At 72.8% G+C, this 21,878-nt stretch carries 14 protein-coding genes; 4 read left to right on the top strand and 10 right to left on the bottom strand.

Going from position 1 to position 21,878, the window contains the following annotated elements; genetic code table 11:
• Positions 1-148: 148 nt before the first annotated feature.
• The 4 genes from ACFPCY_RS38640 to ACFPCY_RS38625 form a co-directional block, all read right to left on the bottom strand.
• Positions 149-3,286 carry an ATP-binding protein gene (locus ACFPCY_RS38640; RefSeq protein WP_378264029.1) on the bottom strand — a complete coding sequence of 1,046 codons (3,138 nt, stop codon included), beginning with the start codon at positions 3,284-3,286 and terminating at the stop codon, positions 149-151.
• 71 nt (positions 3,287-3,357) lie between these two features.
• Complete coding sequence (locus tag ACFPCY_RS38635) at positions 3,358-5,526, bottom strand: hypothetical protein (RefSeq protein WP_378264027.1); 2,169 nt, start codon at positions 5,524-5,526, stop codon at positions 3,358-3,360.
• A 302-nt stretch (positions 5,527-5,828) separates the two neighbouring features.
• Entirely contained in the window at positions 5,829-6,866 is a 1,038-nt protein-coding gene (locus ACFPCY_RS38630) for a glycoside hydrolase family 43 protein (protein WP_378264025.1), read from the bottom strand.
• A 79-nt stretch (positions 6,867-6,945) separates the two neighbouring features.
• Complete coding sequence (locus ACFPCY_RS38625; protein WP_378264023.1) at positions 6,946-8,022, bottom strand: glycoside hydrolase family 43 protein; 1,077 nt, start codon at positions 8,020-8,022, stop codon at positions 6,946-6,948.
• 128 nt (positions 8,023-8,150) lie between these two features.
• Between ACFPCY_RS38625 and ACFPCY_RS38620 the strand changes: the two genes are divergently transcribed.
• Positions 8,151-9,275 (top strand): alpha/beta hydrolase, encoded by a 1,125-nt coding sequence (locus ACFPCY_RS38620; protein ID WP_378264021.1) that lies wholly within the window; start codon positions 8,151-8,153, stop codon positions 9,273-9,275.
• 227 nt (positions 9,276-9,502) lie between these two features.
• Here ACFPCY_RS38620 and ACFPCY_RS38615 read toward each other — a convergent pair whose 3' ends face one another.
• The 6 genes from ACFPCY_RS38615 to glf are packed head-to-tail and all read right to left on the bottom strand — an operon-like array spanning position 9,503 to position 17,738.
• Entirely contained in the window at positions 9,503-11,008 is a 1,506-nt protein-coding gene (locus ACFPCY_RS38615; protein ID WP_378264019.1) for a sulfatase family protein, read from the bottom strand.
• 33 nt (positions 11,009-11,041) lie between these two features.
• On the bottom strand, positions 11,042-12,484 hold the full coding sequence (locus tag ACFPCY_RS38610; protein WP_378264017.1) for an acyltransferase family protein: 1,443 nt from the start codon (positions 12,482-12,484) through the stop codon (positions 11,042-11,044).
• Positions 12,481-13,245, bottom strand: a complete 765-nt coding sequence (locus ACFPCY_RS38605; RefSeq protein WP_378264015.1) for an ABC transporter ATP-binding protein — start codon at positions 13,243-13,245, stop codon at positions 12,481-12,483. Before ACFPCY_RS38605 ends, ACFPCY_RS38610 begins: the two co-directional genes overlap by 4 nt.
• A 1-nt stretch (position 13,246) precedes the next feature.
• Positions 13,247-14,206: an ABC transporter permease gene (locus tag ACFPCY_RS38600; protein WP_378264013.1), complete on the bottom strand. Its 960-nt coding sequence runs from the start codon at positions 14,204-14,206 to the stop codon at positions 13,247-13,249.
• On the bottom strand, positions 14,206-16,572 hold the full coding sequence (locus ACFPCY_RS38595) for a glycosyltransferase (RefSeq protein WP_378264011.1): 2,367 nt from the start codon (positions 16,570-16,572) through the stop codon (positions 14,206-14,208). Before ACFPCY_RS38595 ends, ACFPCY_RS38600 begins: the two co-directional genes overlap by 1 nt.
• Positions 16,569-17,738 carry a UDP-galactopyranose mutase gene (gene glf / locus ACFPCY_RS38590; RefSeq protein ID WP_378264009.1) on the bottom strand — a complete coding sequence of 390 codons (1,170 nt, stop codon included), beginning with the start codon at positions 17,736-17,738 and terminating at the stop codon, positions 16,569-16,571. The genes ACFPCY_RS38595 and glf overlap by 4 nt, the downstream gene beginning before the upstream one ends.
• A gap of 127 nt (positions 17,739-17,865) precedes the next feature.
• Between glf and ACFPCY_RS38585 the strand changes: the two genes are divergently transcribed.
• The 3 genes from ACFPCY_RS38585 to ACFPCY_RS38575 are packed head-to-tail and all read left to right on the top strand — an operon-like array spanning position 17,866 to position 21,801.
• Positions 17,866-19,191, top strand: coding sequence for a hypothetical protein (locus ACFPCY_RS38585; RefSeq protein WP_378264007.1), 1,326 nt, complete (start codon positions 17,866-17,868; stop codon positions 19,189-19,191).
• Complete coding sequence (locus ACFPCY_RS38580) at positions 19,191-20,186, top strand: glycosyltransferase (protein ID WP_378264005.1); 996 nt, start codon at positions 19,191-19,193, stop codon at positions 20,184-20,186. Before ACFPCY_RS38585 ends, ACFPCY_RS38580 begins: the two co-directional genes overlap by 1 nt.
• A 7-nt stretch (positions 20,187-20,193) precedes the next feature.
• Positions 20,194-21,801 (top strand): glycosyltransferase family 39 protein, encoded by a 1,608-nt coding sequence (locus tag ACFPCY_RS38575; protein ID WP_378264003.1) that lies wholly within the window; start codon positions 20,194-20,196, stop codon positions 21,799-21,801.
• Positions 21,802-21,878 lie beyond the last annotated feature (77 nt).

The following is a 21,878-nucleotide window of genomic DNA, read 5'->3' as shown; positions in this document are numbered from 1 at the left end:
CTCCGGCTCACGTAGAGGGCAAGAAAGTACCGTCACTCGGTGCACACCGGGACTCCCGCCCCGCAATCGTGACGAAACCGTCGCCCAGCCGTCCGGACGGGCCGTCAGGCGCTCCGGAAGAGACCGTCGGCGCTCCGGAAGCAGGCTGTCAGCCGACCAGGAAGGGCAGCCCTTCGGACGGGTCCTCGAACGGGGCGATGAAGCGGGCGGGCCAGCTCAGCACGGGTTCCAGCCACGACTCGACGCGCATCGCGGCCGCGACGAAGCCGATCTGCTCGTCCTCCTCCATGCCGATCGCGACCAGGGAGAGGTCGGCGTAGAAGGCGGCGTGGTCGTCCTCGCCCGCGAGCGCGAGCAGCGCCGGCGGACGGTTCGCCGCCAGCTCCATCGACAGCGGGTGGCGGCGCAGCCCGCGCAGGCGGTGGCCGAGGCGCGCCTCCGGGACGTCCCGCAGGCCGGGCAGCCGGTAGTCGAGCGGCGGCGCGAGCGCGTGCTTGTCGGGCGCGCCCGCGCCGTAGGGGAACAGCCGGTCGAGCTCGTGCAGCCAGCGCAGCTGGGCGATCACCCACTGCCCGCCCGGCCGGACGCCCGCCTGGTCGTGCGCGCCGGACAGCAGCTTGGTGCCGACGTCGGCGACGGCCGCGGTCAGGTCGGCGGGCGGGTAGGCGGTGCGCAGCGCGCGGGCGCGGCGGGTCACCGCCCGGTCCACGACCGTCGCGAGGGTGCACTCGCGCAGCCTCGGCGCGAGCCGCGACCAGGCCCGGCCCAGCTCGGCCGGGACGGCGGGCAGCGGACGGTCCACCACGTGCGCGAGCACGAGCGTCTCGCCCCACAGCCGCAGCCACGCCCAGTCGGCGTGCCCGGCGAGCAGGTCGGCCTCGCGCAGCTCGTACAGGGTGCAGGCGCGTCCGGCGCGGCATTCGCAGCCGCACGCGGCCGAGCGCCGCCCGTCCACCGGCGGGGGCGGGCCGGGGCGCGCCTCCTCGCGGCCCTCGCCGAGCGGGATCCGCACCCGCAGCGGACGGTCCATGCCGTCCGCGAACACCGCCGCGACGCCCGGACGCAGCGACACCACCTCGCGGGACTGGTCGGCGTCGAGGTTCATCGCCGCGCCGACCACGTGCCGGTCGTCGAACGCGGGCAGCCGGTGCACGACCTTCAGCGCGGTGTTCTTGATGACGTCCGGGACGAGCTTGGTCGGGATCTGCTCGGCGACCACGATCCCCTCGCCGTACGCGCGGATCTCCGCGAGCAGCCCCGCGAACAGCTCGACCGCGTGCGACGACGTCCGCTCGGGGCCGCGGTTGCGCAGCAGCCGGTGCGCCTCCTCGATCACGATCACGTGCCGCAGCCCCTCGGCCGGGCCGTGCGCGCGCGACCGCATCCGCAGGTGCTCGACCACGCGGATGATCAGCGTGCCCATGAGGAACGCCTTGTCCTCATCGTTCGCGACGTCCTCGATGGCGAGGACGATGTTGTCGCGCAGCAGCCCGCCGATGTCGGCCGGATGCCCGCCCTCGAAGAACCGTCCGGCCGACCCGATCCGCAGCGACCGCAGCCGCACGTCCACGAAGCCCTGCACGTCGGCCATCAGCTCGCGGCCGTACCCGACGTCCTGGATGACCTGGAGCGCCGCGTTCTGGAGCTGCTCCAGCGTCGGGACGGTCGGCTCGATCAGCGAGCCGGGCACGCCGCCGCCGGTCACCACGTCCCAGCCGCACGCCTCGTACACCCGCTGCAGCGCCTGCGCCATGATCTGCGGGAACGGCTCCTCGGCGTCGAACGCGGCCTGGAACAGCGCGCGGACCATGTCGATGTGCGCCTGCACCGGGTAGCCGGGCTCGGGCGCGAGCGGGTTCACCGACAGCGGCACCGCCGCCGGGTCGGACGGGTTGACCACGGTGACCTTCGCGCCGAGGTCGGCGATCCGGCCCGCCATCGCCGCGTACTCCGACTTGGCGGGCTCGATCGCCAGCCACGGGATGCCCGCGCGGGTCAGCTGCTCCAGCAGGTGCCGGACGGTCTGGGACTTCCCGCCGCCGGTCGCGCCGGTCACGAACACGTGCCGGTTGACGGTCGAGCGCGGCACCGCGAACCGGCCGACGACGCGGTCCTGGCCGTCCAGGATGTCGCCGAGCCCGATCGCGTCGGTGGCCGTCCCGTCCTCGCCGGTCTCGGACGTCACGTCGAAGTACCCCGCGTCCAGCACGCGCAGGCCGGGGACCTCGCGGCGGGGCAGCCCGGCGAGGGCCGCGAGCGCGCCCGCCGTCGCGGTGAACCCGAACTTCTGCTCCGCGTCCGGCAGGACGGGCGCGCCGGCGCGTTCGGGCGCCGCGTCCGGGGCGAGCATCTCGGCGAACCCGCCGCTGCCGTGCCCCGACCGCAGCCGGTAGGGATGGTGGCCGATCTCCAGCGACCCGACGAGGACGGGCGCGATCTGCGCCAGCTCCGCCTCGGACGCCGCGCCCGCCAGCACCCGGACCCGCCACAGCCCGGCCTCGCGGAACGCGTCCAGCTCGGCGAGGCGGCGGTCGGCGCGCGCGACGGCGAGCCGCGCCTGCTCGTCCTCGCCGCGCCGCAGCATCCGCAGCTCGTGGTGCAGCTCGCGCATCTCCGCGTCGAGCTGCCTCTCGTCGCAGGGATCGGCGACGACGAACCAGCCGAACGGCCGCTCCATCAGCGTGACCAGCGTCGACTCGAACAGTCCCGGACCGCTCTCGCCGCCGGTCGTCGGGCCGGGCGGGGCGAGCCGTCCGGGGCAGCGCGTCCAGACCATGCGCTCGGCGCGGTCCAGCCACTCCTCGCCGATCTGGACGCCGCGCGCGCCGCTCGGGAACAGCAACCCGCTGCCGGGACCGACCGGACCGGCGTTCGTGACCAGTTCCAGCGGCGCCCCGCCGCCCCGCGACAGCCATCCGACGACGAACGGCCGCCCGAGCCGGGCCGCCGACAGCGCCGCCGGCAGGACGCTCACGAAGTCCCCTTCCGCGGACGCGGCCCGCTCGGGTGCCGGAATCGCCTGGATCCGGTACCACGGCCCGGGCAGCACCACTTTCTGGAGACGCGACTCCTGAAGCGGCACCTCCTGCTGATACCGGCCCGGGCCGTCCTGCGGATAACGGCGCGGGTCATCCTGCGGATACTGGCGCGGGACGTCCTGCGGGGACTGGCGCGGGGCGTCCTGCGGCGGCTGGCGCGGGACGTTCGTCCACTCGTCCGGCGGCGGCGGGTAGGGCCCCCGCCCGGACGGGAAGCTCGGCGGCGGCGTACCCGGAGGGAAGGTCACCCGTGCATCCTTACCCGCCGGTCGGCGCGACCGCCAGCACCTTGGGCCCGCCGTGACCCGCTGCTCGTCGTCTAGTCGTCGTCGGCGGCGTGGCGGCCGGTGGAGCGCAGTGGCGGGACGATCCGCCACTGTCCGGACGTCTGCGCGTGCCGTCCGCGCGCCTGCCGTGGCAGGCGCTCCGACGCGCTCAGCTCGGCCAGCGCCTCCCGCACCCGCGGCAGACCGGTCTCGTTGACGGGAGCGGCGAGCGGCGGCGGAGGCTCGTCGTCCGCGGGCAACGACCGCTCGCCTTCATGCGACCGCTCGCCTTCATGCGAGGGTCGCTCGCCTCCGCGCGAGGGTCGCTCGGCCTCGGCTGCGGCTCCGGTTTCCGCCTCGGGGAGCGGTCGTCGCTCCTCCTCGGGGAGGGCCTGCTGCTCGCGGAGGTACTCCTCGAACTCCATGGTGTGCGCGGTCGGCAGCGTGATGATGCCGGGATTGGCGTCCACGAGGAGGGTCCGCCGGCCCGCGGCGCCCGCGTGCGTGAAGATCATCGCGGTCGGCGGCAGTTCCTGGAGCTGGCCGGGCTCGACGACCAGTTCCCGGTGGCTCTGCTTGCCCTCGGGCGTGCCGAGCAGGCTCTGCCCCCAGGACGTGGCCGTGCTGATCTGCTCGACCAGCACCGAGTCGTCGGCGGCGGGCTCGGGCAGCGGCGTCCAGACCGGGTCGTTGAGGTCGTCGCCGCGCCGCCGGGCGAACGCGACCGTGCTGGCGTAGCCGTCGGCGGTGTCCCGGAGGTTCTCCCCCAGCGCGTCGGTGATCTCGGCGACGAGCAGCGGCGGCCCCGCGCCGATGTGCTCGGCGGCGACCCGCGCGTCCGCGGTGTTGCCGAGCCGCATGAACCCGACCGCCGCGTGCCCGCGCCGTCCGAGCCGCTCCCGGACGTGCGGGGCGATGGAACGATACATCAGGACGAGCCCCGTGCCCGTCGCCTCGCAGGCGTCGATGAGCCGGTCGAGCACGTCGCCGCGCAGCTTCTCCGCGCCGCAGAGGAACAGCGTGTGGTCCCAGCGTCCGGACGGCGGCGCCTCCCGCACCCGGTGCGTCAGCGCGGTCGTCACGTACGTCCCGAGGACGCGGTTGGTGAGCACCCCCGCACGCCGGTCCATGGAGATCACGTGCAGCCGCGACGGCGGCAGGTGGACGGGCTCGGTCGCGAGCCGCTCCAGCTTCCTGAGCTGCGCCTCCAGCGCCCACGCCCGCCGGACGACGATCCGGTCCGTCGCGTCCCGTCCGAACAGGGACGCGACCCGCGCGAGCTCGTCGTCGGTCAGCAGTCCCCGCCGCAGATCGTCCCGGGGATCTCCCACCTGCGCGAGCACCCGCAGCGCGGCCGTGATCCGCGGAATGGTCGCGCCCGGCCCGAGCACCTCGATGATCCGTTCGAGGATCGAGTTGTCGAACGAGAGGTCCTGCGTCCCGCCCTCCTGCTCCCCGGCGCTCACCACGAGCGACAGGACGTCGGCGAGCGCCTCGGGCCCGAGCCCCCGCGTGGCGTCCAGCCGGGGCAGATCGCCGGGCAGCACCCACACGAGCGGGTCGTCCCCCCGCTGCGCCGCGACGCCGAGCAGGTCCCGCGCGACCGCGCCTTCCGACAGGTCGATGACGGTGACGCGCGCCCCCACCGCGAGCCGAGCCGCACCCATCGTCGTCACCGCGGCCGTCCACCCGGCGAGCGTCCCGCCGACGACATCGACCCGGTCGACGCCGTTCGGCACGGCGACCGGATACCACTCGCGCTGCTCCTCGTAGGCGGACCGCTTCCGCTCCCAGTCCTTCCGCGCGTCCTCGTGCGCGCGCACGACGGCCAGACGCTCTCGCTCCCGCGCGACGCGCTCCTGCTCGGCCAGCACGGCCTCGGCCTCCGCGCGCGCCCGCGCGTGCTGCTGGCTACGCCACAACGGCGTCCCGGTGATGGCGAGCACGACGGCGCACGCGACCAGCCCGGCCCCGGCGAACGCCCACGGCAGCGCCCCGAACACCGCGCACAGCATGATCAGCGCCGCGAACGCCCCGCCCCCGGCCGCCGCGATCCGCAACGGCCGTCCGGCGAGATGCTCGGCGCTCAGCTCCCGCGAGGTGGCGTAGGCGGCCCGTCCGCCCTCCGCCCGGACCGGCTCGGGCGCGCTCGGCGGCGGCCCCGGGTCCGGATGCACCTGCGCGTACCGCCACCCGACGTAAAGCCGGTCAGCCTGGACCATCCGCGCCCTCGCGGAACCGCTCGGCACTTCGGTCACGTCGGCAGACCCCTGGTTACGACGGTGCGGGCTCTTCGGGGCGGGCTCGGCTGAGGCTCCTCCCGCCCAGACTAAAGACCTACCCCGCCCCGCGCGCCCCGTTCAACCGAACACGGCCCCTGATGCCCGACTTGGCTCGCCAATCCAGTCACCAGCCCCACCTGCCGCAAGATCACCCAAACTCCCCACCCCCTTGTCCACATCCGGCCACCACTCCCCCGTAATCACCCACCCGAGCGACCGCTCCGGAGGCGGGAGGACGGCCGTCAGCGGACGGACGGGCGGCTGCCGGTCCAGGCGAGTTGGGCCGTGTAGAGGGTGCGGACGAGGGGCTTCTGCTTGAGCGCTCCATGGAAGAAGACGCGCCAGGTCCCGCCGTCGTTGAGCACTGTCGCACCGCCCGGACCGTGGACCTTGCCGCCCAGACTGGACGTGCTCATCAGCACGCCGCCCTTTTTGTACGGGCCGGTCGGCTTGGACGCCACCGCGTAGCGGGTCTGGTAGGTGTCGTTGCCGTAGAAGCCCGCCGCGTAGAACAGCACGTAGGACTTACCGTGCCTGACCAGGTACGGGGCCTCGACCGTGTAGGGCTCGCTCGTCTCGGTGAGGATCACTTTGGCCGCGCCAGACTTGTGTGTCCCGTCCGACGTCATCTTCTGGATCACGAGGAAGGACGGCTTCCACGGCTTCGCGCCGTTGTAGCCGACCTTGTAGAGCAGGTAGTGGTCGCGGCCGGTGGTGAACGCCGACGCGTCGATGATCTCGCCGGGCTTGGTCCCCGGATGCCGGGCGGCCTTCGGGGCGACGCACTCGACCGGGCCGGCGCCCACCGGCCGGAACGGTCCCGCGGGGCTTCCCGCGACGGCCGCGCCCACGCACATGTGCGCGTACTTGTCGCTCCAGGCGGTGTAGTAGAGCAGGTACGAGCCGTCCGGACGGCGCGACACGTCCGGCGCCCAGACCGGCTTGCGCGGGTTCGCCCAGGCGCCGAGCTTCGGCAGGCCGTCCGCGCCGTTCAGCTTCCACGGCCCCAGCGCGGACGGCGCGGACGCGACCGGCATGTGGCGGGACGGACCGTTCGTCCCGTAGGCGTAGTACGTCCGTCCCACCTTGAGGGCGCCGGGGTCGGCGAATCCCTGGGACATCACCTTCGCCACGGACCGGGGCGCGCTCGCGGCACGCGCGGAGTCGGCCCCGGAGAGCGCGGACGACCGGTGCTCGCCGCCCGGCGGCCACGCGGCGGCGCCACCGGCGACGGCCGCGACCGCGACGGCCGCCGAGACTGCGATCAGGGACTTACGCATGAGACCTCTTCGTCGGGTTCATCGGAGGTTGGGGCGCTTCATCGGAGCTTGGGGCGCTTTAGCGAAGGCTGGCGGTGCTTCACCGGAGGTGCGGGCGCGAGCCGGACCATCCGAGCTCGGCGACGTACATCCCGCGCACGAGCGGGTTCGGACGCTCGGCCTTGGACGGCCACGTCGGGTGGGCGGGATAGTCGAGCGCGCCGTGGAAGACGATCCACCAAGTGTTGCCGTCGCGGAGGACCGACGCGCTGCCGGGGCCGTTGACCTTGCCCCGAAGGCTCTGGGTCGTCATCAGCGTCCCCGCCTTCTTGTAGGGGCCGCCCAGCTTGGAAGACACCGCGTACCGCGTCTCGTACTTGCTGCGGCTGTAGAGCCCGGACGAGTAGAACAGCACGTAGGAGCCGCCGTGCTTGACCAGGTACGGGGCCTCGGTCGTGTACGGCTCGTTGGTCTGCTTGAGGATGACGCGGGGCGCGCCCACGCGGTGCAGGCCGTCCGCCGACAGCTTCTGGAGCAGCAGGAAGGACGGTTTCCACGGGTTCGCGCCGTTGTAGCCGACCTTGTAGACCAGGTAGCGCCGTCCGCTCTCGCCGTAGGCCGCCGCGCCGATGATCTCGCCGCGCAGCCTGCCCCAGCTCGCCTCCTTGGGCGCGTCGCACACCAGCGGCCCCGTGCCGACCGGGCTGAACGGTCCGAGCGGGCTCTTCGCGACCGCCGCGCCGACGCATCCGGTGCCGCGGGCCTTGCTGTGGGCGGTGTAGTAGAGGACGTACGAGCCGTCCGCGCGCCGGGCCACGTCCGGGCCCCAGGTCAGACCGCCGGACGCCCACGCGCCGAGCTTGGGCAGCGCGTCAGCGGGCTGGATGCTCCACGGTCCGCGCATCGACGCGGCGGTGGCCACCGGCAGCGTCCTGCCCTTGGTGTTGGTCGAGTACGCGTAGTACGTCCGGCCGACCTTGAGGACGCCGGGGTCCGCGAAGGTCGTCGGGATCACCAGCTTCGGCCCGGACGCGGCGGCGGAAGCGTCCGCCGACAGGCCGGCGGGCGCCGGGCGACCGCTCTCGGACGAGGTCGCCCAGGCCGCGGCGCCCCCACCTGCGACGACGACGGCGAGCGCGGTTCCCACGGCCGCCGAGCGGCGGGACGGGAGCTTCACGGCACCTCCTGGAGATCGCGTCAAAGTCCGGCATCGTAAAGGATCTCGCCCGCATCATCAGAAGAATCACAAAGCCGATAATCTCCCCTGACCACCTCCGGACACCCCAGACCGCCCAAGGAGCATCCGTGTCCCTGACCGGCTGGCCGCTGCTGATCCTGCTGATCGTCGCGGTGCTCGCCGCGGTGACCGGCATCGTCGCCGGCTGGCGGCGGCTGGCCCGCCCGGGACCGGTGTCCGTCCTGGCCCGGCTCGGCGCGTTCGCGGGCACGCAGGTCCTCGTCATCCTGCTCGTGCTCGTCATGGTGAACCGCCACTTCAGCTTCTACGCGACCTGGGGCGAGCTCGCGGGCGCCGGCGGCGGCGGAGGCGGCCGCATCGTGCCGTCCACCAAGGGCAACGCGTCGGCGGCCTCGGAGATCATCCAGCGGGACCCGGACCTGTCCTTCGGCGGCTCCCCGCAGACCGACGGCCGCCTGGACACCGTGGACATCCGCGGCGTCCGCTCCGGCCTGCACGCCCGCGCCTACGTCTACCTGCCACCGCAGTACTTCCAGCCGGACGGGAAGAACCGCCGCTACCCCGTGGCCGTGGGCCTGAGCGGATACCCCGGCGCGGTGCGCAACCTCGTCACCAACGTTAAGGTGCCGCAGACCGCCCTCGACGAGCTGAAGGCGAACCGCGTCCAGCCGACGATCTACGTGCTGCTGCGGCCGGTCGTCGGCCAGGGGCGCGACACCGAGTGCATGGACGTCCTCGGCGGCCCGCAGACCGCCTCGTTCCTCACCCAGGACCTGCCCGAGGCGATCCGCAACACCTACCCGGTCGCCGCCGACCGCACGGGCTGGGGCGTCTTCGGCCTGTCCACCGGCGGCTACTGCGCGCTGAAGCTGGCGATGCGCGCCTCGAACGTCTTCTCCGCCGCCGCGTCCATGTCCGGCTACTACAACGCCATCAAGGACGTGACCACCGGCGACCTGTACGGCGGCAGCCAGGCCGTCCGGAACGAGAACGACCTGCTCTGGCGGCTGCGCAACCTGCCCACCCCGCCGATCTCCACGCTGGTCACCACCAGCGAGCAGGGCGAGACCAACGAGGCCGGTACCAAGAAGTTCCTCTCCCTGGTCAAACCGCCCATGCGCGCCGACGCCCTCACCCTCCCGGTCGGCGGCCACAACTTCGAGACCTGGAACCGCGTCCTCCCGCAGGTCCTCCGCTGGCTCAGCGCCCACCTGAAGGGAAGCACCACGTGAACCGACGCCCACGCGGGAGCAAGCGTGCCCTCACCGGCCTGAAGACGTCGGCGACGGCCCTGCTCGCCCTACGCGCCCACCGTCGTCGAGGAGGGATAGACCCGGCACGTCTTCTACAGGTAGTGCACACCGTCGCCGACGGCTGGACGCCGGACGGGCGCTGGGGCGTCTGGACGTACCGTCTCTGGAAGAACGCCCTTCCCCTGTCCTGACGGTTCCGGGACCGGTCAGAGATTGCGGCAGTTGGGGCCGCCGCACGTCCGGTATTCGTTGACCAGAGCGCTGAGCTCGGCTTTGCGTGACGCTGGAGCCTGGGGATAGAGATTGCCCAGCTCCCAGGGATCGCGAGTGAGGTCGTAATACTCGCGGTCGCCGTTCTCGTATTCGACGTAGAGTTCGTTCGCGGTGCGGACGGCGTGGTAGGTCGGGGGGTTGCCGCCGAACTGCTTGGGCAGGTCGGGGTCGTCCTTGTTGAAGCGCGGGCCGAGGTGCTCGATATAGGCGGTCGTACGCCAACCGGTCACCGGCTGGCCGTGCAGGAGCGGAACGAGAGTGCGGCCGTCCACGGACGGGGGCGGAGTGAGGCCCGCGAGGTCCTGGAAGGTGGGGCAGATATCGGTGTTCTGGGCGAAGCGGGACTCGACGGCGCCGGCCTTGACACCGGGACCGGCGACGATCAGCGGCACCTTGATGTCGGTGTCGTACGCGGTCAGCTTCCCCTCTTCCAGCCGGTGCTGCCCCAGGTGGTAGCCGTTGTCGGAGTTGAAGACGACGTAGGTGTCGTCCGCGAGCCCCCGCGCCCGGACGGTGTCGAGCAGCTTGCCGATCATCCGGTCCACCGACTGGACGGCGCGGACGCGCTGCCGGAACGCCTCGTCGATGTCGGCGATCTGCTTCTTCCGGAGGAGCGGGTAGCGGCGCAGCCAGCCGGGCTTGTCCCCGATGTCGGGCTCGTTGAAGCCGGGCGTCCGGGGGGCCTTGAGCGACCGGAACTTATGGTTGTCCTCGGGAGCCGCGGTCGCCGGCCCGTGCGGGGAGAACGTGGACATCTCCAAAAGGAACGGCTGCTTGGCGTCCGCCGAGCGGTTGATGAAATCGACGCCCTTACCGGAGATGACGGTGTTCAGGTAGTCGCCCGGCTTCCAGCCGTGGTGGGTCAGCGTCCCGTTGCTGTTGAGGTCGTAGTTGTAATTCGCATAGCCGAGCCCGGTGACGTCCCATTCGGTCCAGCCCGGAGGGACGTAGGTGCGGGACGATCCCTGCTTCTTGGTGGACTCGTAGCCGTTGAGGTATTTGCCCATCAGGCCCGTCCGGTAGCCCGCGTTCTTCAGCGCGACGGCGAACGTGGACTGCTCGTTGCCGCGCTGGTTGAACACGTCGTAGCCACCGGTCGGCGGGTCGTTGCTGAGCACGCCGGTGTTGTGCGGGTAGCGCCCGGTGAGGATCGTCGCGCGGGACGGGCAGCACAGCGTGTCGGCCACGAAGTAGTTCGAGAACGTCATGCCCTGCTGCTGGAGCCGCTTGACGTTCGGCATGTAGTCGACCAGATCCCACGACAGGTCGTCGGTGAGGACGTAGAGGATGTTCGGCTTCCGCCCGCCCTGCGCCGGCGACGCCGTCCCGCCCTTGGCCTTCGGCTTGCTCCGCTCCTTGCGGTCGGCGCCGCATCCGCTGAGGAGCAGCACGACTGCGAGCAGGCCGCACATCAGGCGCCGCACCCTCGAACGGAACACTTCCCTACCTTTCGGACACCACCGGGCCGTCCATCAACTTAGCCCAGGCGCCGACGCCTCCGGCTCGGGCCGCCCATGCGCCGCCGGACCGGGCGTCGGCACCTGACCGGACGCGGTTGCGGTGGCGGACATCTGCCCGGCGGCGGTCGGGGGGACAGGCATCTGTCCAGGCGCGGTTGCGGAGGCGGACACCTGCCCGGCGGCGGTCGGGGGGACAGGCATCTGTCCAGGCGCGGTTGCGGAGGCGGGCATCTGTCCAGGCGCGGTTGCGGAGGCGGGCATCTGTCCAGGCGCGGTTGCGGGGACGGGCAGGGGACCGAACGCGGGTGCCGGCACGTGCGGCGAAGCCGGCGCGTGCGCCGTGGCCTCCTGAGCCTCGGCGGCGGCCGAGCGGTCGCGGATCTGGGCCAGCGCCGCGGCCAGCCTCGGCCGCATCCACTTCTGGGCCGGACGCTCGATCAGCCGGTACACCAGGTACGCGGCCAGCAGGGCGACGGCGACGCCGAGGACCAGCTGCGACCAGTACCCGAGCCGGTCGCGGAACCAGTCGCGCATCGGCATGCCGAGCGTCTCGTGCATGAGGTAGAGCGGGTAGGTCAGGCCGCCGAGGACGGTCGCACCCGGCACCGCGAGCCAGGACAGCCGGCGCGTGGCGACCAGCGCCATCACCACGAAGATCAGCGAGACCACCGTGATGATCACCAGGTCGTGCTCGGGCGGCAGCTTGATGTCCGGGTTGACGATCGTGCTGCGGTACCAGACGGCCAGCGCCCAGCCACAGGCGGCGATCATCCACAGCGCCATGTTCGAGCCGAACCGGTAGATCAGGTAGAACGCCATGCCGGCCACGAAGTACGGCGCCCACGCGGGGAACAGCATCACCACGCCGGGCTCGAAGTGCGCCTCCTGGGCGAACACCCCGGCCAGCAGCCACACGATCATGAAGGTGACGCAGCGCCGGTAGGTCAGTCCGCGCCAGACCAGCAGCGCGATCAGCACGTAGAAGTGCAGCTCGATGCCGAGCGTCCAGAACACCGACACCATCGGCTTGGTGTCCGTGCCGAACTCCAGCATCGTCAGGTTCGGGAACAGCGCGCGCAGCGGTCCGCGCCCGTCCGCCTCGGGCGGGACCTGCGTGAACCCCGTGGTCTTGAACACCACCAGCGCCAGCACCACGGCGAACCAGTACGCGGGGAAGATGCGGGTGACCCGCGAGACGGCGAAGTCGCCGACCGTCCGCCCCCACGCGCTCATCAGGATGACGAACCCGCTGATCAGGAAGAACAGGTCCACGCCGAGGTTGCCGTAGGCGGTCACCCGGGCGAGCCCGGGCAGCTTCCAGTAGTTCTCCGGCCCCCATCCGGCGATGCGGCCCACGTAGTGGTGGCCGAGCACCGCGAAGGCGGCGACGAAGCGGAGGAGGTCGAGTTCGCGGAGCCGGGGGCGGGCGTCCGGACGGGTCATCGGGCGGGTCACGCGGTCCTCCCGGCGGCGATGGCGGCGCGCCTCTCCTTGCGCTTGCGGACGAGCAGGTCGGCGGCGGTGTCGATGTCGCCGTCCCAGACGACCTGGCCGCGTTCCAGGAAGATGCCGCGGGAGCACAGGTCGCGCAGGAGGCTGACGTCGTGCGCGACCATCACCATCGTGCGGCCGCTGGCGCGGAACTCGGTGAGGCGCGCGATGCACTTCTCGCGGAACAGCGGATCGCCGACCGCGAGGACCTCGTCGATGAGGAAGACGTCCGGGTCGGTGTGGACGGCGATGGAGAACGCCAGCCGCATGAACATGCCGGACGAGTAGAAGCGGACCGGCTGGTCCAGGAAGTCGCCGATGTCGGCGAACTCGACGATCGCGTCGAACTTGGCCAGCGTCTCGGCCCGGTCCATGCCGAGGATCGCGCCGTTGAGGAAGACGTTCTCCCGGCCCGTCAGCTCGGGGTGCAGGCCCGCGCCGACCTCGATCAGGCCGGCCACCCGGCCGCGGACCAGGACCCGGCCGCGGTCCGGCGGCAGCACCCCTGAAATGATCTTCAGCAGGGTGGACTTGCCGGACCCGTTGGTGCCGAGCAGGGCCACCGAGTCGCCCACCGCCAGCTCGGCCGACACCTCGTTCAGCGCGGTGAACCGGTCGCGCAGCCGCTCCCGGCGCAGCGCCCGGACCGTCATGTTCTTGATCGACCGGGCGTGCCGCAGGGTGAACTCCTTGCTCACCCGGTCGAGCACCAGCGCCTGTGTCACCTCAGAGCTCCTCGGCGAAGCGTCGCTGCATCCGGGCGAAGATGTACTGCCCGGCGACCAGGACGAGCACCGATCCGGCGAGCGCGGCCAGCGCGTCGCGGGTCAGGTGCGGCGGGAACGCGAACGTCCGGTCGGTGGTGGGCCACCAGAACGCCCGCTGGAACAGCAGCACCGCCTCGGCCAGCGGGTTGGCCAGGTACAGCTCGGCGGCCCAGTGCGGGGCGGTGTCCCGGACGACGTGCCAGGGGTAGATCATCGGCACCGACCAGGTGACGAACAGCGTCGCGATGTCCACGACCTTGTCGGTGTCCCGGTAGAACACGTGCAGGGCCGCGCAGGCTAGGCCGAGGCCGAGGCCGAGGGTCGCGACGATGAGGAACCCGAGCACCGCCGAGCCGAGCGCGACCGGCGACGGCGACCAGCCCCAGGTCGCCGCGACGACCAGCACGATCCCGACGCCGGGCACCAGATGGACGAGCGAGACCAGCAGCGACGCCACCGGGAACAGCTCGCGCGGCAGGTACACCTTGCGCACCAGCGCCGCGTTGCCCAGCACCGCGTGGGTGCCGTTGATCAGCGTCTCGTTGAAGAAGGAGACCAGCACCAGCGCGGAGAACATGAAGATCGGGAAGTGCTGGACCCGCTGGCTCATGCCGAGGAACTGCCCGACCACGAAGTAGAAGACCGAGAAGTGCGCGGCCGGCCGCACGTACGACCAGCCGAACCCGAGCAGCGACCCCTGGTAGCGGGCGCGCAGCTCCCGCCGGACGATGAGGCGCAGCAGGTAGCGCCGGCGGAACACGTCCCCCAGGCCGCCGCCCTGCCCCGGCGCGACCAGCCCGGGCTCGGCGGCGGGGTCCGCCTCTCGGCCGGCGCCCGCCGACGCCGTCGCCCCCGCGTCGGCCGGCGCCGCCGCGGGGTCCGCGACGGCACCGTCCGGTTGGTCCCCCGAAGCGGACATCAGCCGGCCCCGCCGCTCTCCGCCTTCGGAGGCGCAGGACGCTCAGCCTCCGGAGGCGCGGGCTGCTCAGCCGCCGGAGGCGCGGGCTGCTCGGACGCGGGAGACGCAGGACGCTCAGCCGCCGGAGGCACAGAACGCTCAGCCGCCGGAGGCGCGGGCTGCTCGGACATGGGAGACGCAGGACGCTCGGGTTCGGGGACGGGCGAGGGGGAAGCGCCGGGGGCGGCGTCGGCGGCGGAGTCGAGGGAGACGGCGGGGACGTCCACGCGCGCGGACGTGGCGGCCTCGACGGCCGCGGCGGCCTTGACCGCGGCCGCCGACTTGGCGGCGGGCGCGGGCTTGTCCGCCTTGGCGAAGGTGGCCCGCCACGCCTCGGGCGCGGTGAGTTCGGGGAGCGCCGCCCGGTAGCGGGCGCTCAGCGAGTCCCAGTCCTTCATGAGGCGGGCGTGCAGCGCGTTGGCGCGGCGGATCAGCGACCAGAACCGGCGCGGGTCGCGCTGGTACCAGGCGACCTTCGTGCCGTCCGCGGACGAGACCAGGGCGCTGTCGAACTTGGTGAGCAGCCACCACGTCTGGTCCACGTGCGGGACGACGGCCTCGGGGTGGGTCCGCGGGTGCTGGTCCACCGGCTTGAGCTGGCGGGCCGCGCCGAGCAGCGCGGTGCGGATCATCGCCTTCCGGTCCTTGGGCGGGGCGACGCCGCGGCCCTTGCGCGGGGGCTTGCGGCGGCGCACCGCCGGGAACGCGTCCAGGTCGCTCTCGGCGCGGGCGTCGATGAAGCCGGCGCGCAGCTCGCGCAGCTCACCCATCTTGGTGACGATCGACGGGTGCAGGTCGTCCGGCCCCTTCAGGGCGTCCTCGATGGCGAGGAGCATCAGCTCGGCCGTGGAGTACTGCATGGCCAGGGCGTGCTTGATGGTGATGAACAGGCTCTCCTTGAGCATGTTCCCGCCGCGCTCGTACGGGGAGTAGACGAGCGCCGTGACGATGCGGTTGCGCTCGGTGAAGTAGGCCTGCCAGTCGGTCATCACGTCCTTGGAGTGCCACGGGACGTGCCAGACCGCCGCGCCGGGCAGCGACACGGTGGGGATGCCCGCCTCCTTGGCGCGCAGGCCGTACTCGATGTCGTCCCACTTGATGAAGAACGGCAGCGACAGCCCGATCTTGCGGATGACGTCGACCGGGATGAGGCACATCCACCAGGCGTTGTAGTCCACGTCGGCGCGGCGGTGCAGCCACGGCGTGTGCCGCAGGGGCGTGTGCGCCAGGTCGTGGCCGAGGAAGGTGTTCGGCGCGGGCTCCATCCACCAGCGGTAGCGGGCGATGGTCTCGCCGAAGACGTGCAGCACCGACCGGTTGTACAGGTCCAGCATGTGGCCGCCGACGATCATCGGGCCGCGGGCGAGGTCGGCGAAGGTGACCGCGCGCACGATGCCCTCGGGTTCGAGGATGACGTCGTCGTCCAGCAGCAGCGTGTAGGTGCTGCGCCCGGCCTCGACGGTCTCGTGCATGGCCCGCGCGAAGCCGCCGGAACCGCCGAGGTTGGCCTGGTCGATGACGCGCAGCCGGTCGCCGAGGGCGGCCGCGGCGGCCGGGAAGTCGGGGTGGTCCTCGATCCGGTCGGTGCCCTGGTCCACCACGATGATCTCGTCGACGACGTCCAGGACGTCGCCCGCCCCGGCGAGGGCGACGAGCTGCTCGACGCAGAACTTCGGCCGGTTGAAGGTGGTGATGCCGATGGTGGCGGTGCCGGGCGTGGTCCGCTCGGTGGCGGCGCACCACTCGGCGCGGTCGAGCACGGCGGTGCGGCCGTCGGCGATGATGTCGAACCAGTACCAGCCGCCGTCGATGAACGGCGCGAGCGGCAGGTCGACGCTGCGCTCGACCGAGGTGTCGGAGTCGAACTGGAGCGCCTTGATCCGCTCCAGGTGCCCCTTGCCGGTCGAGCGGTAGATGAGGACCGTCGCCTCGCCGCGCACCGCCAGCCGCAGCCGGACGGTCTCGACCGTGCTCCAGCGCCGCCAGTACCCGGCCGGGAAGGCGTTGAAGTAGGAGCAGAACGAGACCCGCGCGCCGGACGGCACGACGATGCTCCGCCGGCCGATGATCTCCGCGCTGTCGTCCTTGGAGGACGGCCGGTACCCGGCGGCGGGGCGGCCCGTCCCGGTGTCCTGCTCGGCGAGCACCTGCTCGGCGGCCCCCGCGAGGTCCACCGAGCGGCGGCCGAAGACCGCGTTGCCGTCCACGTACAGGCGCAGGACGTCCAGGTCGCGCTCGGCGGGCATGATGACCCGGTGCAGCACCCGCAGGCCGTCGGTCGCGGCCGCCGCGGGCCCGTCCGCGGCCGTGTCGGTGGTGTCGCTCACTCGTCCATTCCTCCGCTGATCAGCGGCGCGCCCTCGGTGAAGTGGGGCCGCAGCCGGTTGTCGACCATGCCGAGCGCGCTCGCGATCGCCATGTGCATGTCGAGGTACTTGTAGGTGCCGAGCCGTCCGCCGAACAGGACGCCGTCCTCGCGCCGCGCCATCTCCCGGTAGCGCAGCAGCCGGGCCCGGTCCGCGGGGGTGTTGATCGGGTAGTACGGCTCGTCGCCGCGCCGGGCGAACCTCGAGAACTCGCGCATGATCACCGTGCGGTCGGACGGGTAGTGCGTCCGCTCGGGGTGGAAGTGCCGGAATTCGTGGATCCGAGTGTAGGGGACGTCCTCGTCCGCGAAATTCATCACCGAGGTGCCCTGGAAATCGCCCGTGGGCAGCACCTCGGTCTCGAAGTCGAGGGTGCGCCAGCCGAGCTCGCCCTCGGCGAAGCCGAAGTAGCGGTCCAGCGGGCCGGTGTAGACGACCGGGACGGACCCGGCGAGATCGTCCCGGACGTCGAAGAAGTCGGTGCCGAGCCGGATCTCGATGTTCGGGTGGTCGGCCATCCGCTCCAGCCAGGCCGTGTAGCCGTCGACGGGCAGGCCCTCGTAGCGGTCGTTGAAGTACCGGTTGTCGAAGGTGTAGCGGACGGGCAGCCGGGAGATGATCTCGGCGGGCAGCTCGCGCGGGTCGGTCTGCCACTGCTTGGCGGTGTAGCCGCGGATGAACGCCTCGTACAGCGGCCGTCCGATCAGCGAGATCGCCTTCTCCTCCAGGTTCGCGGGGTCGGTGACCTCCGCGGCCTGCCCGGCGATCAGCGCGCGGGCCTCGTCCGGGCTGAACGCGCGGCCGAAGTAGGAGCAGATCGTGCCGAGGTTGATCGGCATCGCGTAGACGCGGCCCTTGTAGGTCGAGTACACCCGGTGCCGGTAGTCGGTGAAGGCGGTGAACCGGTTGGCGTACTCCCACACCCGCTCGTTGGAGGTGTGGAACAGGTGCGCGCCGTAGCGGTGGATCTCGATGCCGGTCTGCGGCTCGGGCTCACTGTAGGCGTTGCCGCCGAGGTGCTGCCTGCGCTCCAGGACCAGGACCCGGAGCCCCAGTTCCGCGGCGCAGCGCTCGGCGACGGTGAGCCCGAAGAATCCGGAGCCCACGACAACTAGATCAGCGTTCACGGCTCGACTTTCCACGGCCACTCGGGTGCCGCATCGTGACTTTTGGGAGCTTTGCCCTGTCAAACGGTGGTGCGCAGTTAAGATACAGAATCGTCCAACTTTGTCAGCATGGAATGGGGAGACTCAGGTGGCCGAGGCCCACCCCAGCCCGCAATCGGCCACGGGCTCCGGCGGTTCGTCCGGACCGGCCGTCTTCCTCCACATCGGCGCGCCGAAGAGCGGGACGACCTTCCTGCAGAGCCTGCTGTGGAACAACGCCGCGACGCTGGCCGAGCAGGGCGTGCTCCTCCCCGGCGGCTCGTTCGCCGCGCACGTGCGCGCGACCCGCGACCTGCGCGGGCTGGTCCCCGAGGAGGGCGACCCGGCGGCGGACTGGACCGGCGCCTGGGACGCGCTCGTCGCCGAGATCAAGGCCTCGGACGCGCGGGTCGCCGTGATCTCCAACGAGGTCATCGCCGCGGCCGACGCCCGGGCCGCCGCCCGCGCGGTGCGGTCGCTGGCCCCGCTGCCGGTCCACGTCGTGTACTCGGCGCGCGACCTGGCCGGGCTGCTGCCCTCGGAGTGGCAGGAGTACGTCAAGCACCGCTTCCACTACGACTTCGGGCACTGGCTGGGCGAGGTGATCGACGGCCCCCGCGACCAGGCCGCCGCGGCCTGGTTCTGGCGGGTCCACGACATCCCCGAGGTGCTCGGCCGCTGGTCGGCGCACGTCCCCCCGGAGCGCGTCCACGTGCTGACGGTCCCGCGCAAGGGGGCGCCGCGCACGCTGCTCTGGGAGCGGTTCGCGGGCATCGTGGGCGCCGACCCGAGCACGGTGGACGTCGATTCGGCGCGCTCCAACTCGTCGCTGAGCTGGACCGAGACCGAACTGCTGCGCGCGGTCAACCACGCGGTCGACGACGAGGTCCCCATGTGGCTGTACCACCGGCTGGTCACCGACCTGCTGGCGTTGCAGGTGCTGCCCGGCCAGGGCGAGCCCGGCCGCGTCCCGCTGCCCCCCGACCGCCGGGCCTGGGCCGAGGTCCAGGCCAAGGAGCTCGTCGAGGCGGTCCGCGAGGCCGGCTACGACGTGGTCGGCGACCTCGCCGAACTGCTCCCGCCCGAGCGCGGCGAGGACGGCGAGCGGCCGCCGCCCGACCCGGCCGCCGTCGTGGACGCCGCGTCGCACACGATCCTGGCGCTGCTCGACCGGATCTCCGCCCTGCGCCAGGAGCTCGGGGAACTGCACGCCGAGCGGAACGAGCAGCGCGGGACCGCGCTGCCCAAGCTGATGGCCCGGCACATGAGCGAGCGCAACCCGGCCGTCTGGCGGCTGCGGGTCGGCTACTGGCACATGATGGAGCGGCTCAAGGGCGTCGAGCCTCCTCCGCCGCCGCCGGAGACCGGCGACGAGGGCGACGGCGAGGAGCCCGAGGACGACCGCCCCCGCCTCACCCGCCGGGCGGCCGGCTGATGTCCGTCGTCGCCGTGCTGGTCACCTACGACCGGCGCAGGCTGCTGGCCGAGGCACTGGACGCCCTGGCGGCGCAGACCCGCCCGCCGGACGCGGTGATCGTGGTCGACAACGCCTCGTCGGACGGAACCGACGCGCTGCTGCGGGCCCGGTGCGACGCCGCCGGCGACCCGTTCCCGCTGGAGATCCTCCGCACCTCGCGCAACATCGGCGGGGCGGGCGGCTTCGCCGCCGGGATGGCGCGGGCGCTGGACCGGGGCGCCTCCCTGATCTGGCTGATGGACGACGACACCGTGCCCGAGCCGTCCGCCCTTTCGGCCCTGGTCGCGGCGCGGTACCGGTACGCCGGAACCCCGCCGGCCGTGGTGGCCAGCAGGGTCCTGTGGACCGACGGCCGGGACCACCCGATGAACACCCCGCGCGACAAGCCCGGCGCGACGAAGGCCGAACGCGAGGCCGCGCGGGCGGTGGGCTGCCGTCCGATCAGGTCGGCGTCCTTCGTCTCGCTGCTGGTGGACGCGGCGGTCGTGCGCGAGCGGGGGCTGCCGGTCGCCGACTACTTCCTGTGGAACGACGACTTCGAGTTCACCACCCGGCTGCTGCGGGGACGGCGCGGCCTGTACTGCCCGGACAGCCGGGTCGTCCACAAGACCGGAACGTTCGGCGGCACCGAGGCCGATCCCGGCGAGCGGTTCTTCTACGAGGTCCGCAACAAGATCTGGCTGTTCACCCGCAGCCCCGGCCTGGCCCCCGCGGAGCGGGCGCTGTACGCCGGATCCACGCTGCGGCGCTGGTCGCACACCTTCGCCGGATCCGCCGACCGGGCCGTGCTCCGGCGCGCCCTCGCGCGCGGCGTCCGGGCCGGGGTGCTCGGCCGCCCCCGTCCGAACAGCTCGGTGCTGCGCGAGGCGGGCCTGGACCGCGACGGCATGGCCGCCGGATCCACCGCCCTGCCGCCGCCCACGCCGGACGATCATCCCGGCCCCCGGGAGTGAACCTTCGATGGCACTGACGACGCGGCCCCCGGCGGGCGGGATCCGAGGCGCGCTGACCCGGGGCGCGCTGACCCGGGGCGGACTGTCGCCCGCCCGTCTCCGCTCGCTGCCCGGCTTCGTCGCCCCGCTCGTCGCCGCGGCGTCGACGCTGGCCGTCGTCCTGGTGCAGCTTGGCCGCCCGTCCTACTGGACGGACGAGGCGGCGACGGTGAGCGCGGTGAGCCGTCCGCTGCCCGACATGCTGCGCGTCTTCGATCGGCTCGATCTCGTCCACGCCACCTACTACCTGCTGATGCGGCCCTGGGCGGACGTGTTCGGCATCGGCGAGTGGTCCCTGCGGATGCCCAGCGCGCTTGCCGCCGCCGCGGCGTCGGCCGGGCTCGTCGTCCTCGGCCGGCGGCTCGGCGGGACCGCCGCCGGACTGGCGGCCGGGCTCGCCTACGGCGGGCTGCCCACGGTGTCGCGGTACGCGCAGGAGGCCCGCTCCTACTCGCTGGTCGCGGCGGTGGCCGTCCTCGCGTCCTACCTGCTGCTCCGGGGCTGCGCGGACGGCGTGCGGAGGCGCGGCCCCTGGCTCGCCGGCTACACGGCCTCGGTGCTGCTGCTCGGCATGCTCAACCTGGACGCGCTGCTCCTCGTCCCGGCGCACCTGGTGACGCTGGCGCTCGCACGACGCCGCGAGACCGGGCTGCTGTGGCGCTGGCTGATCGCGGCCGTCGCCGCCGGCGCCGGGCTGGCCCCGTTCGTGCTCGCGGCGGCCGGCCAGCGGAAACAGGTGGAATGGCTGAAGCCGCCGAACGGGTCCACGGTGGTCAACCTGGCGGAGTTCCTCGCCGGGACGCGCTCGATGATCCTGCCGGTGGCGGTGCTCGCGGTCGTCGGCGCGATCGTGGGCCGGCGGCCTGGAGCCGGAGCGCAGCCCGGAGCGGACGGGCGGCCGGGGCGCGAGGGGATTCCGGCGGCGGCGCTGGCCGTCCCGTGGCTGCTGCTCCCGCCGGCGGTGCTGCTGGCCTGGTCGTTCGTCGGCAGCCCGGTCTTCCTCTCCCGTTACGTGTTCTTCTGCGTCCCGGCGCTGGCGCTGCTGGTCGGCCTCGCGCTCGCGCGGGTGGCGCGGTTCGGCCGCCGGACGTCCGGCCGGTGGCTCGGGATGACGGCGCTCGTGGCGACGGTCGCGCTGCTGGCGGACCTCAGCCTGCCGCACCAGGGACAGATCAGGCGCGAGAACAGCAGGCTGGACCTGCGCCTCGCCGCGGACGTCCTGCGGCAGCAGGCCAGGCCCGGCGACACGATGGTCTTCCTGTCGGGCGTCGTCCGCTGGGGCTCGCTGGCCTACCCGGACGCGTTCCGGCGGGTGCGGGACGTCGGGCTGGCCGTCGATCCGGTCCGGGCGGGGAACTACGTCGGCGTGGATTCGCCGCCGGAGGCGATGCTGCCCGCGCTGGCCGCCGCCGACCGCGTGTGGATCATGTCGTCCCGGGCCGTCCGTCCGGGGCCGGGCAACGCGGCCGGGCAGCGGCGGAAGGTGCTGGGCGAGGCCGGCCCCTGGCGGACGGCGGGCGTCTGGGCGTCCGCGGGAGTCCGCCTGACGCTGCTCGTGCGCACCGGTCACCGCTGATCACCGCCCGAACCGTGCCTTTTCATCCGTATCGCCTCGCTATGATCCGGAGGCGTACACCAGGCAACCAGGGAGAT

Origin of the sequence: Actinomadura gamaensis, assembly GCF_042652125.1 — a bacterium.
GTDB lineage: Bacteria > Actinomycetota > Actinomycetes > Streptosporangiales > Streptosporangiaceae > Spirillospora > Spirillospora gamaensis.
Note: the sequence above shows the minus strand (reverse complement) of the source record. Positions and strands in the feature narration are given on the sequence as shown.